The organism is Pseudoxanthomonas koreensis (assembly GCF_010093225.1).
Classification (GTDB): Bacteria; Pseudomonadota; Gammaproteobacteria; order Xanthomonadales; family Xanthomonadaceae; genus Pseudoxanthomonas; species Pseudoxanthomonas koreensis.
Genome location: NZ_PDWM01000019.1, coordinates 1 through 14,270 on the forward strand (window position 1 = coordinate 1; position 14,270 = coordinate 14,270).

Annotated in this window: 13 protein-coding genes; 4 read left to right on the forward strand and 9 right to left on the reverse strand. The window is 73.7% G+C overall.

Going from position 1 to position 14,270, the window contains the following annotated elements; translation table 11 throughout:
* Positions 1-139 precede the first annotated feature (139 nt).
* From CSC64_RS07535 to CSC64_RS07565, 7 genes are read right to left on the reverse strand one after another with little or no spacing between them, the layout of a single operon-like run.
* A complete protein-coding gene (locus tag CSC64_RS07535; RefSeq protein ID WP_162434751.1) occupies positions 140-556 on the reverse strand; it encodes a hotdog family protein in 417 nt (138 codons plus the stop codon).
* Between the two features lie 56 nt (positions 557-612).
* Positions 613-2,961 carry an MMPL family transporter gene (locus CSC64_RS07540; RefSeq protein WP_238389804.1) on the reverse strand — a complete coding sequence of 783 codons (2,349 nt, stop codon included), beginning with the start codon at positions 2,959-2,961 and terminating at the stop codon, positions 613-615.
* Positions 2,958-3,584 carry a LolA-related protein gene (locus tag CSC64_RS07545; RefSeq protein ID WP_338014847.1) on the reverse strand — a complete coding sequence of 209 codons (627 nt, stop codon included), beginning with the start codon at positions 3,582-3,584 and terminating at the stop codon, positions 2,958-2,960. Before CSC64_RS07545 ends, CSC64_RS07540 begins: the two co-directional genes overlap by 4 nt.
* Positions 3,556-4,581: a lysophospholipid acyltransferase family protein gene (locus tag CSC64_RS07550; protein ID WP_162434710.1), complete on the reverse strand. Its 1,026-nt coding sequence runs from the start codon at positions 4,579-4,581 to the stop codon at positions 3,556-3,558. Before CSC64_RS07550 ends, CSC64_RS07545 begins: the two co-directional genes overlap by 29 nt.
* Positions 4,574-4,894: an ApeI family dehydratase gene (locus CSC64_RS07555; RefSeq protein ID WP_162434711.1), complete on the reverse strand. Its 321-nt coding sequence runs from the start codon at positions 4,892-4,894 to the stop codon at positions 4,574-4,576. The genes CSC64_RS07550 and CSC64_RS07555 overlap by 8 nt, the downstream gene beginning before the upstream one ends.
* Before the next feature lie 34 nt (positions 4,895-4,928).
* The gene (locus CSC64_RS07560; RefSeq protein ID WP_238389814.1) at positions 4,929-5,684 is read right to left on the reverse strand and encodes a COG4648 family protein; all 756 of its coding nucleotides are present in this window, start codon (positions 5,682-5,684) and stop codon (positions 4,929-4,931) included.
* Positions 5,659-5,928, reverse strand: a complete 270-nt coding sequence (locus tag CSC64_RS07565) for a phosphopantetheine-binding protein (RefSeq protein WP_162434712.1) — start codon at positions 5,926-5,928, stop codon at positions 5,659-5,661. Before CSC64_RS07565 ends, CSC64_RS07560 begins: the two co-directional genes overlap by 26 nt.
* 280 nt (positions 5,929-6,208) lie before the next feature.
* On the opposite strand from CSC64_RS07565, the gene CSC64_RS07570 reads away from it, so the two are divergent.
* A complete protein-coding gene (locus CSC64_RS07570; RefSeq protein ID WP_425501687.1) occupies positions 6,209-7,231 on the forward strand; it encodes a chorismate transformation FkbO/Hyg5 family protein in 1,023 nt (340 codons plus the stop codon).
* An 18-nt stretch (positions 7,232-7,249) separates the two neighbouring features.
* On the opposite strand, the gene CSC64_RS07575 is transcribed toward CSC64_RS07570, so the two are convergent.
* Both CSC64_RS07575 and CSC64_RS07580 read right to left on the reverse strand, forming a co-directional pair.
* Positions 7,250-8,305 (reverse strand): patatin-like phospholipase family protein, encoded by a 1,056-nt coding sequence (locus CSC64_RS07575; protein WP_162434756.1) that lies wholly within the window; start codon positions 8,303-8,305, stop codon positions 7,250-7,252.
* 147 nt (positions 8,306-8,452) lie between these two features.
* Positions 8,453-9,793 (reverse strand): AMP-binding protein, encoded by a 1,341-nt coding sequence (locus tag CSC64_RS07580; RefSeq protein ID WP_162434713.1) that lies wholly within the window; start codon positions 9,791-9,793, stop codon positions 8,453-8,455.
* Between the two features lie 200 nt (positions 9,794-9,993).
* Here CSC64_RS07580 and CSC64_RS07585 point away from each other — a divergent pair, with 200 nt between their 5' ends.
* The 3 genes from CSC64_RS07585 to hemF all read left to right on the forward strand — a co-directional run bounded on the left by CSC64_RS07585 (position 9,994) and on the right by hemF (position 14,083).
* Entirely contained in the window at positions 9,994-12,420 is a 2,427-nt protein-coding gene (locus CSC64_RS07585; RefSeq protein WP_162434714.1) for a S9 family peptidase, read from the forward strand.
* Positions 12,421-12,497: 77 nt separating this feature from the next.
* Complete coding sequence (locus tag CSC64_RS07590) at positions 12,498-13,058, forward strand: hypothetical protein (RefSeq protein ID WP_162434715.1); 561 nt, start codon at positions 12,498-12,500, stop codon at positions 13,056-13,058.
* A gap of 104 nt (positions 13,059-13,162) precedes the next feature.
* Entirely contained in the window at positions 13,163-14,083 is a 921-nt protein-coding gene (gene hemF, locus CSC64_RS07595; RefSeq protein ID WP_162434716.1) for an oxygen-dependent coproporphyrinogen oxidase, read from the forward strand.
* The last annotated feature ends 187 nt before the right edge of the window (positions 14,084-14,270 follow it).

Here is a 14,270-nt window from a genome sequence, read left to right on the forward strand (position 1 = left end):
CGGATCGCCCAGCCGCTCACGCTTGGCCTTGCGCTCGTCCCCGGCAAACAGGCTGATCATCGGTATGGACCTCGGTGCGATGCGAGGTGCTCAGGATACGGGGTGACGGGGGTTTTTAGAGGTGCCCTGAAGTGGGCTCCTACAGGGGAGCCACGGGCGGTGCGGTGGACTCGGGGGACGCCAGGAGCTTCGCGGTGGCGCGACCGCGGGCGAGCAGGCGGCCTTCGTGGAGGAGGCGGAAGGCGTACTGCTGGCTGGCTTCGCCGGCCGCGAGCAGCTCGGCCTCTCCGTCCAGCGCGCCGTACAGGTCGTCCAGGCGCGCCACCGCCAGTTCGATCCCGCGCAGCGCCACCAGCACGCCCGCAGCCGCGCGGCCACCCTGCGCGGAGGCCAGCAGGCCACCGTGCACGGCCATCGCCTGGGCGCCGTATTCGCACAGCGCCACCGCAGGCAGGCGGCCGCGGACACGCAGCGGATGCGCCGCACCGGTGTGGTTGCGCGCGCGCAGGCGGATGCGCTGCGCGTCCCATTCCAGCACTTCGTCCCACAGGCACATCGGGCCCTGGTGCGGGACCAGGGCGAGGATGCCGGCGCGATCCAGCACCGCCGCGCTCACGCCCCGCGCTCCATCGCCGGCGCACGCGCAACCAGCAGCGCCAGGGCGAAGTTGAACAGCACGCCCAGGGCGACGGTGCCGCCGATCGCGCGCAGCACCGGGATCGAGGACAGCGCCAGCAGGCTGAACACCAGCAGCGTGGTCAGGCTGCATACGATCACCGCGTGCAGGGTCCGCAGCTGTCCATCGCGATCGTCGCCGGCGTGGTCGAAGAACAGTGCGTAGTCCAGGCCAAGACCGGCGGCCAGCACCAGCGAGACCAGGTGGAACAGGTTCAGTTCCACGCCCAGGCCGCGCAGCACCGCCAGGATCAACAAGGTGGATACGGCCATCGGCGCGAGCACGCGCAGCACCCGGCGCGGCGCGCGCAGGGCCAGCCACACGGTGCCGGCCAGCAGCAGCGCGGCCACCGCCAGCGCGGCGAGCGCGCGCAGCCGCCACTGCGCGACCAGCGATTCGGAGGCCTGCTTCAGGTCCAGCAGTTGCGTGCCCAGCGGTTCGACCGCTGCCGCCAGCGCGGCCGGATCGTGCAGCCCGGTGAGCGAGACCAGCGCGGTGGCGTGGCCCTCGCCACGCAGCAGCAGGCCGGAGACCGCCAGTTCCAGCGGCGTGCCTGCGAGGTCGTCGGCGGCAAGCGGCAGCGCCGCGCGTGCGGTGGCCACGTCCTCGACGAACGGCGCGAAGGCATCGTCGCGGAACGGCAGGTCGGCCAGCGCTTCGGCCAGCGCCTGCTGCAACTGCGGCGTGTCCGGCAGCGCGGCCTGGCGCGCGCGCTGGGTGGCGGTGCTGGGCAGGTAGCGCGCGGCCAGGTCGTAGCCGTCGAGCACGCCTTGCGACTGCAACCGCTGCAGCACCGGCGCCAGGCGTTCGGAGGCCCGCAGCACCGCTTCGGCATCGGCGCCCTGCACGGCAAGCAGATAACGCACGTCCGGCGCGCCCAGTTCGGCGCGCAGCTGCGCATCGCGCTGCAGGTCCGCCGGCGGCACCGGGGTCAGCCGCGAGAGATCGTTCTGCCAGAACGCGCCGGGTGCGAAGGCGGCCACCACCAGCGCTGCCAGCGCCAGCGCCACCAGCGCAAGGCGCGGCCGCGGCAGCCGCTCGATGCCGCGCCACAGTCGCGCCAGCCACGGCGAATGCGCCGGGTCGCGGCGCGCCGGCAGCACCACGCGTGGCAGCAACCAGCGCGTGGTCGCGGCGGCCACGCCCAGCCCGGCGATGGTGAACACCGCCAGCTGCTGCAGTCCTTCGACGCCGGAGAGCAGGAAGGTCGCGTAGGCAATACAGGTGGCGACCACGCCGGTCGCCAGGGTCGGCCACAACGCGCGCACCGTCTCGCGCGGCGGCTGGCCCGGGCGCAGGTGGCTGAAGAAATGGATCGGGTAATCCTGGGCGACACCGATGAGGGTGAAGCCGAAGGCGATGGTGATGCCGTGCACGCCGTCGAACAGCAGCGCCACCGCGCCGAGCCCGGCCAGCCCGCCGCTGGCCAGCGGCAGCGCGCCGAACAGCGGCATGCTCCAGCGCCGGTAGGCCAGGCCCAGCAACAGCAGCAGGCCGAGCGTGTCGGCGGTGCCGATCCAGCGCATCTCGCGCTCGGTGCGGTCGCGGATAGCCACGGCGAAGGCACCGGGGCCGGAGATTTCCAGTCGCGCCGCGGTGGCGTCGTCGCGCGCCGTCGCCGCGAACGCCTCCTGGATCGCCGCCAGTGCCGCCTGCTGGCCGGCGCTGTCGAAGCCGGCGGCATGGGTCTGCACCAGCAGCAGCGCCTGCGTGCCGGCGCGGTCGAACCATACGCCATGGCGCCGCTCCGGTGCGTTGGCCGGCTGCCACCGTTCGGCCAGGCGCAGGGTTTCCAGGGTCGGGTCGGAGGGCAGCAGCGGTTCGACCAGTGCCGCGGCCGGCGAGCCCAGGTCCTGCATCCGCTGTTCGAGTTCGTCGCGCAGGAACACGGCGTCCAGCGGCTGCGTGTCCATGGTCGGCGACAGCAGGTAACGGTACGGACGCAGCTGAGCGGGCACCGCGTCGATGCCGCCGTGCCCGCCGTTGGCGGCGAGCGCGATCTCCGGCCGTGCCGCCAGCGCGGAACGCAGCGCCTGCGATCGCGTGGCCAACGCCTCGGGCGGCGCGCCGGACAGCGCCAGCAGCAGCACGCGCGAACCCGGCCCTTCGCCCAGTTCGTCCACCAGCAGCACCTGTGCCGGCGTGCGCGGCGTGGGCAGGAAGCGGCGCAGGTCCTCTTCCATGCGCAGGCCGCGGCCCAGCGCCCACGTGGCGATGGCGAGCACCGCCAGCCACGCCAGCAGCAGCACCAGGCGCATGCGCCGCGGACGCGCGCCTTCGTTCATCGCGTGCCGTCGCCGTGGCACAGCGCGGCCAGCGCAGCGGCATCGGCCACGCCGGCCGCGGCCTCGGCCGCGGTGCCCATCAGCGTGCGCTGCGGCGGACCCTTGGCCGGATGGTTCTCCACGCAGCGCAGCTCGGCATCCCGGCCATGCAGGTCGATGCGCTGCAGCGCGGCGGCCAGGCGCGGATCGCGCGGCAGCAGCCGCAACTGCCATTGCCCGCGCGAGCCGCTGGCCTCCAGCATGTAGGTCTGCCGCAGCAGTTCGGCGTCGCCGGCCAGCAGCGCGCCGAAGCCGGCCTGCACCGCGGCCAGTTCCGGCACCTGGCGCAGGGCGAGGCGGCGCGGCGCGCGGCCGGCGCGCTCTACGACCGCTTCGCCGCCGGCCAGGGTCGTGGTCTCTGCGTAGGGCACGCGCACCTGGCGGACCAGGCGGTCGTCGGCCTCGCGCCGGTACTCGCCTTCCAGCCGCAGCGGCTGCTTGAGCATCGGCGAATCGCGCAGTTCGACGAAACCGGTGCGGCTGGGCGCCGGCCGCGCCACCGCCTGCAGGATCCAGGCCGCGTCGACCGGCACCGCGTCGCCAGCTGCGGCGGCGTCAGGCGCGGCGAGTCCCGGCGCCGTCACCGCGCACAGCAGGATCGCCAGCCGGGACCACGCGCGCGGACCGGCGCTCGAACGGGATCTCATCGCCACTGTCGCTCCAGAAATCGTAGAAGTTGAACCAGTTGCGCGGTGCCTGCCGCGCGTGGTGTTCCAGCCGCCGCGCGTACGCGGCCACCTGCCCGCGCAGCCATTCGGCGCGCGCGCCGCGCGGCGGTGGCGGGCCTTCGACCGCCGGATCGAGGAAGGGTTCGAAGTGCAGGTCGTAGCGCCTGCCGCCGCGGTACAGGCCGAAGCACAGCAGCACCGGTGCGTGCAGCGCCGCGGCCAGCTTCCACGGCGTGAGCGGGAAGTGCGCCGGCTGGCCGAGGAACGGCACCGCGGCGGTGTCCTCGTGCGGCTGCGCGCGGTCGACCAGCAGCGCGACCAGCGCACCGGCCTCCAGCGCCTGCTGGATTTCCAGCGCGATCTCCACGCCCGGCCGGCCGCCATCGATCACCGCGCCGGCCATCGCCGGATCGAGCGAATCGAAGATCCCGGTGAGCACCGGGTTCTGCGCACGGTCGAGCACGATCCGCACCTGCAGGCCCGGGCGCGTGCGCGACAGCGTGCGCAGTGCGTCGAAACTGCCCAGGTGCGATCCGAACAGCAGCGCGCCGCGGCCGGCATCGAGCAGCGCTTCCAGCGGCGCCAGGCCATGCACGCGGATATCGAAGCGCCCGCCCTGCCCGCCGAGCAGATAGATCCGGTCGAGAATGGTCGCGGCGAAGGCGTGGATGTGGCGCGCCGCGGCCCAGTTGCCCGCGCGGCGCCCGTGCACGCGCGACAGCCAGGCCCGCGAAGCACGCCGCTCCGGGCCGCGCACCACCAGGAAATACAGCGTGATCGGATACAGGCACAACCGGGCCAGCCCGCGCCCGCCGTGGCGGGCGATACCGACGATCAGCGCCAGCGAGGCGCGGGTGCCGCCCTCGGGCCGCCGCTTCCACGACGGCTCCGACGGCGCGCGGTTTTCAGCCATGCGCCACCACCTGCGCATCGCCGCCTGCGTCCGCTGCCGATGCCTGCACCTCGCCGCGCGCGAGCACGCCTTCGCGGCCGCGCACCTCGAAGCGCCAGCACGGCGCCGCCCCGGACAGCACCACCTCGGCCTCCTCTCCCGGCAACAGCGGCCGCAGGAATTTCACCTGCGGCAGCCGCAGCGGGCCGAGCGGCCCGTGCCCGGCCTCGACCGCGGCGAGCACGCGCTCCAGCACCACCACCCCGGGCACCAGCGGGCGGCCGGGGAAGTGCCCGTCCAGGCAGGAATCGTCGCTTGGGATCCGGAAACGCATGGGCCAAGGATACGGCGCAGGCCGGACGCGCGCGTCAGCGCAGCAGGCCGCGCCAGAACGCCGGGCCCAGCGCGGCCATGCGCCGCGCGAATTCGAAGGCGTTGCGGTACGGCCGTTGCGGGAAGCGGCGCTTGCGGTACTGGAACTCGGCCAGCATGAAGCCGCCGACCACGCCGTAGTTGAGCAGGTTGGCGAACCACGACCACGCCGCGTGCGGCACCGCCACCCACGGCTCGACGCCGAATGCATGCAGCACCCCGCCCGGCACCGCGCACAGCGCCAGCAGCGCGTTGGCCAGGGCCAGGAACGCCAGCAGCGCCGCCCAGGCCGCGGTCAGGCGGCGGGCGTAGCCGGGCAATCCCGGCGGAACCGGCCAGCCGGCCTGCGCGTACAGCGCGACCACGATCCGCTCCACCAGCGGCGCATGTCCGGCGCGCAGGCTGCGCGCGAACCACCACGCCAGCCAGCCGGTGAACAGCACCGGCGGCGCCAGCAGCAGCAGCTCCAGCCAGGCCGAGCCGGCCGCTGCCGCCAGCCACGCCAGCAGCAGCGCGAGCACGCCCAGCGCCCACCAGCGCCGGTGCAGCAGCGGGCGCAGCAGCAACAGCAGGGCCAGGTCGGCCAGTGCCAGCGCCGCCCAGGGGCCACCCCGCGCGCCGGCCAGGTGGGCCAGGACCGGATAGGCCACGACCAGCAGCACTTCCAGCGGCAGGGCCAGCGCGGCGATGCGGTCGCGGCCGGCCGGGTCTTCCACGGCGCCCGCCTCAGCCGGCGCGCTGCGACTGGACATGCGCCGACAGCGCGCGCAGCGAAGCGAAGATGCGGCTGTTGTCCTCGCCGTCGGCGCGCAACTGCACGCCGTAGCGCTTGCCCACCGCCAGCGCCAGTTCCAGCGCGTCGATCGAATCCAGCCCCAGGCCGTCGTTGAACAGCGGCGCTTCCGGGTCGATCGCCTGCGGCGCCACGCCTTCCAGGTTCAGGCTCTCGACCAGGAGCTGGGCCAGTTCGCGTTCGGCGTCGGTCTGTTGCTGCATCGTTCGGTTCCGGGGGGAGCTTGCAAGGCCGGCCACGATCCGGCATCGGCCGCCGGCGCGCAAGCCCGGATGACGTCGTTGCCCGGTGAAACCGCGCGGGAAGCCCGCGTTATCATTTGTGCACCCCACCCGCGACCCGCAGCTGCCCCCGCATGACCCCGTCCGCACCGCCGTATCCCCCGATCGCGCCCGCCGCGGCGCACCCGGAGACGGCTCACGGCGCGGCCACCGGCGGGACCGGCGGGCGCTCCAGGGGCGACACACTGCAGGGCGGCAACCCGTGAGCCGGCCGCAGCCCTTCGACACCGCCCCGGCCACGCCCGCGCTGGCGTTCTCGTACGCGCCGGCCGACACCCTGGCGCAGCAGCTGGACGATCCGCGCGTTCTGGCGGTGTTCGGCTTCGGCGACGCGGCGCCGGTGCTGGACGATCCGCGCTGGTTGCGGGTGCCGCTGCAGCCGCTGCCCGGTTCGTCGCCGCTGGTCGAGGTCTGGCGCAGCGACGCGCCGGTGGCCAGTGGCCGCGACGACGGCGTGGCGTGGGCCAGCGACGGCCGGCTGCTGTTCGGCGCGATCACCGTCGACGAAGCGGACGCCGGCATCGAGGTGGCCACGGCGCAGGCCTACGCGCGCATCCGCGCCTTCCTCGCCGGCAGCAGCACCCCGCACCTGCTGCGCATCTGGAACTACATGGACGCCATCACCCTGGGTGAAGGCGACGAAGAGCGCTACCGCCGCTTCTGCGTCGGCCGCACCGCGGGCTCGGGCGTGCAAGCGGCGGAAACCCTGCCGGCGGCCACCGCGATCGGCCGCTGCGACGGCCGCCGCCAGCTGCAGGTGTACTGGCTGGCCGCGCGCGTGCCGGGCACGCCGGTGGAGAACCCGCGCCAGGTCAGCGCCTACCGCTATCCGCGCGAATACGGCCCGCAGCCGCCCAGCTTCGCCCGGGCGATGCTGCCGCCGGCGGGCGCGGCGATGCCGCTGCTGCTGTCGGGCACCGCGGCGATCGTCGGCCATGCCTCGCAGCATTCCGGTTCGGTGCAGGCGCAAGTGGACGAGACCCTGGCCAACCTCCGCGGCGTGATCGACGCCGCCCGGCGCACCGTGCCCGCGCTGCCCGCTGCGCTGGGCGCCGGCAGCCTGCTGAAGGTCTACGTGCGCGACGCGGCCGATGCCGGCACGGTCGCGCGGCGCCTGGACGAGCAGCTGGACCCGTCGGTGCCGCGCCTGCTGCTGCACGCCCAGGTCTGCCGGCGCGAACTGCGGATGGAGATCGACGGCGTGCACGGACCGGCCGCGGGCTGACCGGCCGCCCCGCAGCCGTCAGTTGGACGCCGCGCAGCCGTCCTTCTTCTTCAGCGGATTCCAGCTCCAGCCCTCTTCCGCGCACTCCGGCTTCGGTGCCGGCGCCAGCGCGGCCTCGCGCTGCGCGGCGGCGCGGGCCTGCTGCTCGCGCTGTTCGCGCGCCTGGGCGAGCCGCTGCGCCTTCAGCTCCTGCATCGCGGCACGGATCTGCGGCAACGCGGCCAGCGCGGCCTTTTCGCCTTCCAGGATCGCGCGGTTGCGCTGGGTGAAGTCGGCACCGCCGATATCCAGCACCTTGGGCCGGATCACCGCGTCGGCACGCGCCAGCTCCTGCTCGCCCAGCTTCTGGCCCATGATCGCGATCGACTGGTTGACGATGCCGAGCATGCCGTCCGGGCGCTTGCCGCCGGCCTTGCTGGAGATGTCCACGGCGATGACGAAATCGGCGCCGAGCTGGCGCGCGGCATCCACCGGCACCGGGCTGACCACGCCGCCGTCCACGTACTGGAACCTGCCGATGGTCACCGGCTCGAACACGCCCGGCACGCTGCTCGACGCACGCACCGCCTGGCCGGTGTTGCCGCGGATGAAGACCGTGCGCTCGCCGGTTTCCAGCTGCGTGGCGACCGCGGCGAACGGCTTGCGCATGCGTTCGATCGGCCGGTTGTCCACGCTCTGATTGACGTAGTCCTGCAGCTTCAGCCCCTGCACCAGGCCACCGGAGAACAGGCGCACGTCGCGGATGCTGGCCTCGTCCAGCGCCACCGCGCGCTCCTGCAACTTGAATGGGTCCATGCCGCTGGCGTACAGCGCGCCGACCACGCTGCCGGCGCTGGTGCCCGACACCACCACCGGCTGCAGGCCGTTGGCCTCCAGCATCTTGATCACGCCGATGTGGGCGAAGCCCTTGGCCGCGCCACCGCCCAGGGCCAGGCCGATGCGCAGCGGCGGCAGCACCGGGTCGGGCGCCGGCGCGGCGACCGCTGGCGCGACCACGGCCGGCGGCGGTTCCGGGCGCGTGCCGCCGCCGCAGGCGGCCAGCAGCAGCGCGGCCAGCGTCGCCCGTGCGGGCAGGCGGGGGCGGAGGAACGGGCGCGGGGCGGTGAGCGTGGACACGGCGGGGACAGCGGAAGGCACCACGGGATGCGGCCGGGCGATTCTAGGGTGCGCCACGCGCCGCTTCCGCGACGGCCGATGAACGCGGGGGCCAGGTTTGCATCCCTAGGGCGCGGGTGCGTCGGCCAGCAGTGCCAGCAGCTCGTCGCGGCGCAGCTTGCCGGTGGCGTTGCGCGGCAGGCGCGGCAGCAGGCGTATCCGGCGTGGCAGGAACACCGGATCGACCGTGGCGCGCAGCGCGGCGACGATGTCGGCGGCGGCCAGCCCCGGCGCCCCCGCCAGCGCGGCGATGCGGCCGACGCCACCGGCGCGCTCCGGTTCCAGCTGCACGATCACCCCGTCCTCGACCCCGGGCCCGGCGAGCAGGCGCCGGGTGATGTCGCCCAGCGAGGCGCGCTTGCCGCCGATCTCGAGCAGGTCGGCCTGGCGCCCGCGCAGTTGGAAGCAGCCGCCGGCCTCGATTTCGACCAGGTCGGCCAGCGCGACCGGCGCCGGCAGGTGCGGCGCGTGCACCAGGGTGCCGCCCGGCTGCGGCGCCAGGCGCACGCCGGGCAATGGCGTCCACGCCGTCTCCCGCGCCGGGCGGCGGCGCGCGATCACGCAGGTTTCGGTCGAGCCGAAGACCTCGCGCACTTCGGCGCCGAAACGCGCCTCGGCCGCGGCGGCCAGTTCGCGCGGCAACGGCGCGGTGGCGGACACGATCCCGGCCAGCGGCGGCAGCGCCACCCCCGACTGCAGCAGCGCGCGCAGGTGTGCCGGCGTGGTCACCAGCAGCCGCGCGCCGCCGGCCTCCTCCAGTGCGCGCGCCACGTCGGCCGGCAGCAGCGGACGCCCGGCGTGCACCGCCGCGCCGCCGAGCAGCGGCAGCAGCACCGACATCTCCATTCCGTACATGTGCTGCGGCGGCACCGTGGCCACGATCCACGGCTGCGCATCGCCCCACAGGTCGCGCAGCGCCGCCAGGTTCTGCGCGGTGCCGGCGGCGAACGCCGCCCAGGTCTTGGCGTGCGCCTGCGGCTGCCCGGTGCTGCCGGAGGTGTAGCCGATCGCGGCCAGCGCGCCGGCGACCACCTGCGGCATGTCCGGCGCCGGTCCCGGCGCACCGGAAGGCAGCGGCGACGACGCGTCCAGCCGGTAGGCGCCACCGTCGCCGTGCCTACGCAGGATCTCGGCCACCGCGCCCGGGGCGCCGGAAGGCGGCAGCAGGGCGGCCTGGCCGCGCAGCGCGGCCGCGCAGAATCCGAGCAGGAAGCGGTGCCGGTCTTCGGCCAGGTGCGCGACGTGGCGCGCCTCGGGCAGGGTCGCCGCCAGCGCCCGGGCCTCGGCCAGGAATTCGCCGAGCCCCAGCCTGCGGCCGCCACCGAACAGCAGCACCCGGCCGGGGTCGCCGACGGCCAGCGGCAAGCATTCCGGCAGCGGGCCGGGGGATTGGATGACGGCGGACATCGGGTGACTGACCGGTTCCTGCGGCAAGCCCGTTGCCTGCCCTGCGAGGCGGCCAGCATGGCGGCGGCGGCGCAGGCAGGCAAGCCGCACGGCGACCTGCGAGGCCGTGCGCGACGCCTGCTCCGGGCATGACCTTCCACAGTGGCCGGCCGCCACCCGGCTGCTACCCTGCCCGGCTCCATACCTGCCTCGCGCCCGACATGACCCGATCGTTGCTGCACGCCCTGCCCCTGTCGCTGCTGCCGCTGGCCCTTGCCCTGGCGCCGGCCGCGGCCGCCCAGGCGCCGGCGCCCGCCACGTCCACCGCCGCACCGCTGGTGGCGCCGACCGCGCCGCTGACCATCGAGCAGGCGATGGCCGACCCGGACTGGATCGGCCCGCCGGTGGAACGCGCCTGGTGGAGCTGGGACGGCCGCGAGGCGCAGCTGCTGCTGAGGCGCGAAGGCGCCAGCATCCGCGACACCTGGCGCCAGTCCATCGCCGGCGGCGCGCTGCAGAAGGTCGCCGACGCCGAGCGCGGCGCCCTCGACGCGCCCGACCCGGTCTACGACGCACAGCGCCGGCGCGCGGCCTTCGTCCGCAACGGCGACGTGTTCCTGCGCGACCTCGGGACCGGCGCGCTGGCCCAGCTCAGCCGCACCGCCGCGGCCGAGTCGCAGCCGCGCTTCGCCGCCGACGGCGGAGTGATCTGGCGCGCCGGCAACGACGGGTTCAAGTGGAACTCCGGCGCCGGCGTGGCCCAGGTGGTTTCGCTCAAGGCCGAGAAGGACCCGGCCGCGCCGCCCAAGGCCGACACGCTGCACGAGCAGCAGCTGCGCACCCTGGACACCCTGCGCCGCGACCGCGAGCTGCGCGAGGCGCAGCGCGCGCAGGAGGAAATCTGGCGCAAGGCCGACCCGACCCGCGCCCCCGGCCCGGCGTACCTGGGCGACAAGGTCGAGATCGTCGACAGCAGCCTTTCGCCCGACGGCCGCCACCTGCTCGTGGTGACGAAGGAGAAGGGCGCCGACGCCGGCCGCGAAGGCAAGATGCCCAACTACGTGACCGAGTCCGGCTACGAGGAGTTCGAGGAAGTCCGCACCCGCGTCGGCCGCAACGATCCGCTGCCGCACACGCTGTGGCTGGTGGATGCGGCCACCGGCTCGGTGCGCGAGCTCAAGCGTGACCCGCTGCCCGGCATCGGCACCGACCCGCTGGCTGGCCTGCGCAAGGCCGCCGGCAAGGACCCGCTCAAGGGCCTGCGCCCGGTGCAGGTCAACAGCGAGCGCGCCGGCCCCGCCGTGCGCTGGAGCAACGACGGCCGCAGCGTGGCGGTGATGCTGCGCGCGGTCGACAACAAGGACCGCTGGATCGCCGCGGTGGACCTGGAACAGGCGGTGCTGCAGCCGCGCCACCGCCTCACCGACCCGGCCTGGATCAACTGGAACTTCAACGATTTCGGCTGGCTGCCGGACAACCGCACGCTGTGGCTGCTGTCGGAGGAGTCGGGATACTCGCACCTCTACACTCAGGCCGGCGGCGAAAAGCCGCGCCAGCGCACCTCCGGTGCATGGGAGGCGTCCTCGCCGGTGCCCAGCGCCAACGGCAACGGCTTCCTGTTCCTGTGCAACCGCAAGTGGCCAGGCGACTACGAAGTCTGCGCGCTGGACCTGGCCAACGGCCAGGTCCGCGAAGTCACCGCGCTCGACGGCGTGGAAGACTTCAGCCTCTCGCCCGACGGCCGCCAGCTGCTGGTGCGCTACTCGGACAGCTACCTGCCGCCGCAGCTGGCGGTGGTGCCGTTCGAAGGCGGCCCGGCGCGCGTGCTCACCGACACCCGCAGCGCCGCGTTCAAGGCGCGCGAGTGGATCCGCCCGCAGTACGTGCAGGTGCCGTCGAAGCACGGCGCCGGCACGGTCTGGGGCAAGTTCTACGGACCGAAGGACTACGAGCCGGGCCGCAAGTACCCGGTGGCGATGTTCGTGCACGGTGCCGGCTACCTGCAGAACGTGGCCGCGCGCTACCCGAACTACTTCCGCGAGCAGATGTTCCACCAGCTGCTGGTGGAGAAGGGCTACGTGGTGCTGGACCTGGACTATCGCGGCAGCGAGGGCTACGGCCGCGACTGGCGTACCGCGATCTACCGGCAGATGGGCCACCCGGAGCTGGAGGATTACCTGGACGGCCTGGACTGGGTGGTCGCCAACCACCAGGGCGACCGCGACCGCGCCGGCATCTACGGCGGCAGCTACGGCGGCTTCATGACCTTCATGGCCCTGTTCCGTTCGCCGGGCACGTTCAAGGCCGGCGCCGCGCTGCGCCCGGTGGTGGACTGGACCCAGTACAACCACGAGTACACGTCCAACATCCTCAACACGCCCGAGCTCGATCCGGAGGCCTACAGGAAGTCCTCGCCGATCGAGTACGCGCAGGGCCTGCAGGACGAGCTGCTGATCGCCCACGGCATGATCGACGACAACGTGTTCTTCCGCGATTCGGTGATGCTGACCCAGCGCCTGATCGAACTGCACAAGGACGACTGGGAGATCGCGCCCTACCCGCTGGAGCGGCACGGCTTCACCCGTGCCGATTCGTGGCTGGACGAGTACAAGCGGATCCTGAAGCTGTTCGAGCGCAGGCTGAAGTGAGTGCCGCGCCCGGCGCCGGGAAACCGGCCGCCGGGCACGCGGTCCGCCCGCGCCGCGCCATGCCAGGACCCGAACCCATGCACGCTCCGGACCGGAACGCCGCCGTCTTCGTCACCTCGCTGGGCTGGATCTCGCTGGTGCTGGCCGCGCTGGGTTCGGCCTGGGCATTGGCGCAATTTCTGGTGGGCCTGCTGATCCCGGACGCGCTGGTGGCCGACCTGGCCGCGCAGGGGCTGGTGCCGCCGCTGCTGGCCAACCTGTTCGCATGGCGGAACGTGCTGGCGCTGGCGATGCTGGGCCTGTCGCTGGCGCTGCTGGCGTCCGCCTGGGGCCTGTTGCGGCGTCGCGAATGGGCGCGCTTGGCCTTCATCGCCCTGCTGGTGTTCGGCGCGCTGGCCAACTTCGCCGCGCTGGCCGGGATCGATCCGCTGTTCGACAGCGCGCTGGCGATGTTCCCGGCCTCGATGCGGCTCGCGCCCGAAGGCCAGCAGGCGATCGCGCAGCTGCAGTCGAGCCGGCGCCTGGTCTGGGTCACCAGCCTGGGCGGTGCGTTGGCCATTGCCGGCGTGCACGCCTGGATCGCCTGGCAACTGTGCACCGCGCCGGTCCGCGCCCAGTTCGGGCCGCCACGGGACTGAGTCACCGCGGCCCCTGTCCGCGCTCCGGGACCCGCGCCACGCGCCTGGATGCGGTTTGATCGCGATCAAGGGGGCCGGGGCCTCGCCGGCTAGAATCACGCCCCATGGAACCGAACTTCGACGTCGTACGCGACTACCTGACCGGCCTGCAGGACCGGATCTGCGCCGCCATCGAGGCCGCCGACGGCCAGGCCCGCTTCACCGAGGACGCCTGGACGCGCACGCCCGACGGCAACGCCAGCCACGCCGGCGGCGGCCGCACCCGGGTGCTGCGCGAGGGCGCGGTGTTCGAACAGGCCGGGATCGGCTTCTCCGACGTGCGTGGCAGCCGCCTGCCGCCCTCGGCCAGCGCGGCGCGGCCGGAACTGGCCGGCGCCTCCTGGCGCGCGGCGGGGGTATCGCTGGTGTTCCACCCGCGCAATCCCTACCTGCCCACCACCCATGCCAACGTCCGCCACTTCCGCGCCGAGCGCGATGGCGAGACGGTGGCCTGGTGGTTCGGCGGCGGTTTCGACCTGACCCCGTTCTACCCGTTCGACGAGGACGTGGCCCACTGGCACCGCACCGCCGCCGGGCTGTGCGCGCCGTTCGGCCCGGAACGCTACGCCGAGCACAAGCGCTGGTGCGACGACTACTTCTTCCTGCGCCACCGCAACGAGACCCGCGGCGTGGGCGGGCTGTTCTTCGACGACCTGCACGAGGACTTCGAGCGCGACTTCGCCTACCTGCGCGCGGTCGGCGACGGCTTCCTCGACGCCTACCTGCCGATCGTGGAGCGCCGCCGCGATATCCCATACGGCGAGCGCGAGCGCGAGTTCCAGCTGTACCGGCGCGGCCGCTACGTCGAGTTCAACCTGGTCTACGACCGTGGCACCCTGTTCGGCCTGCAGAGCGGCGGCCGCACCGAATCGATCCTGATGAGCCTGCCGCCGCGGGTGCGCTGGGAATACGGCTTCCAGCCTGAACACGGCAGCGACGAGGCGCGACTGCAGGAGTACCTGGTGCCGCGGGACTGGCTGGCCTGAACCGGTGAGCCCGGCGGGGCGCGGACATAAAAAAGCCCCGCCGACCAGGGGGAGGTTGGCGGGGCCGGGAACGGCGACTTGGGGAGGAGCCCCGTTCCGTGTAGATCTGCTCCAGGGGAAGGGAGAGATCCGCGACAGGCGTTGCACCTGTCGAGGGCTATGACACCATTCCGAACATGGATGGATC

What these genes read in the sequence shown, in the direction of transcription:
- CSC64_RS07565 (WP_162434712.1), bottom strand. Translation starts at nt 5,928, where the DNA reads ATGCAGCAACAGACCGACGCCGAACGCGAACTGGCCCAGCTCCTGGTC.
- CSC64_RS07535 (WP_162434751.1), bottom strand. Translation starts at nt 556, where the DNA reads ATGTGCCTGTGGGACGAAGTGCTGGAATGGGACGCGCAGCGCATCCGC.
- CSC64_RS07585 (WP_162434714.1), top strand. Translation starts at nt 9,994, where the DNA reads ATGACCCGATCGTTGCTGCACGCCCTGCCCCTGTCGCTGCTGCCGCTG.
- CSC64_RS07550 (WP_162434710.1), bottom strand. Translation starts at nt 4,581, where the DNA reads ATGGCTGAAAACCGCGCGCCGTCGGAGCCGTCGTGGAAGCGGCGGCCC.
- CSC64_RS07580 (WP_162434713.1), bottom strand. Translation starts at nt 9,793, where the DNA reads ATGTCCGCCGTCATCCAATCCCCCGGCCCGCTGCCGGAATGCTTGCCG.
- hemF (WP_162434716.1), top strand. Translation starts at nt 13,163, where the DNA reads ATGGAACCGAACTTCGACGTCGTACGCGACTACCTGACCGGCCTGCAG.
- CSC64_RS07590 (WP_162434715.1), top strand. Translation starts at nt 12,498, where the DNA reads ATGCACGCTCCGGACCGGAACGCCGCCGTCTTCGTCACCTCGCTGGGC.
- CSC64_RS07555 (WP_162434711.1), bottom strand. Translation starts at nt 4,894, where the DNA reads ATGCGTTTCCGGATCCCAAGCGACGATTCCTGCCTGGACGGGCACTTC.
- CSC64_RS07540 (WP_238389804.1), bottom strand. Translation starts at nt 2,961, where the DNA reads ATGAACGAAGGCGCGCGTCCGCGGCGCATGCGCCTGGTGCTGCTGCTG.
- CSC64_RS07560 (WP_238389814.1), bottom strand. Translation starts at nt 5,684, where the DNA reads ATGTCCAGTCGCAGCGCGCCGGCTGAGGCGGGCGCCGTGGAAGACCCG.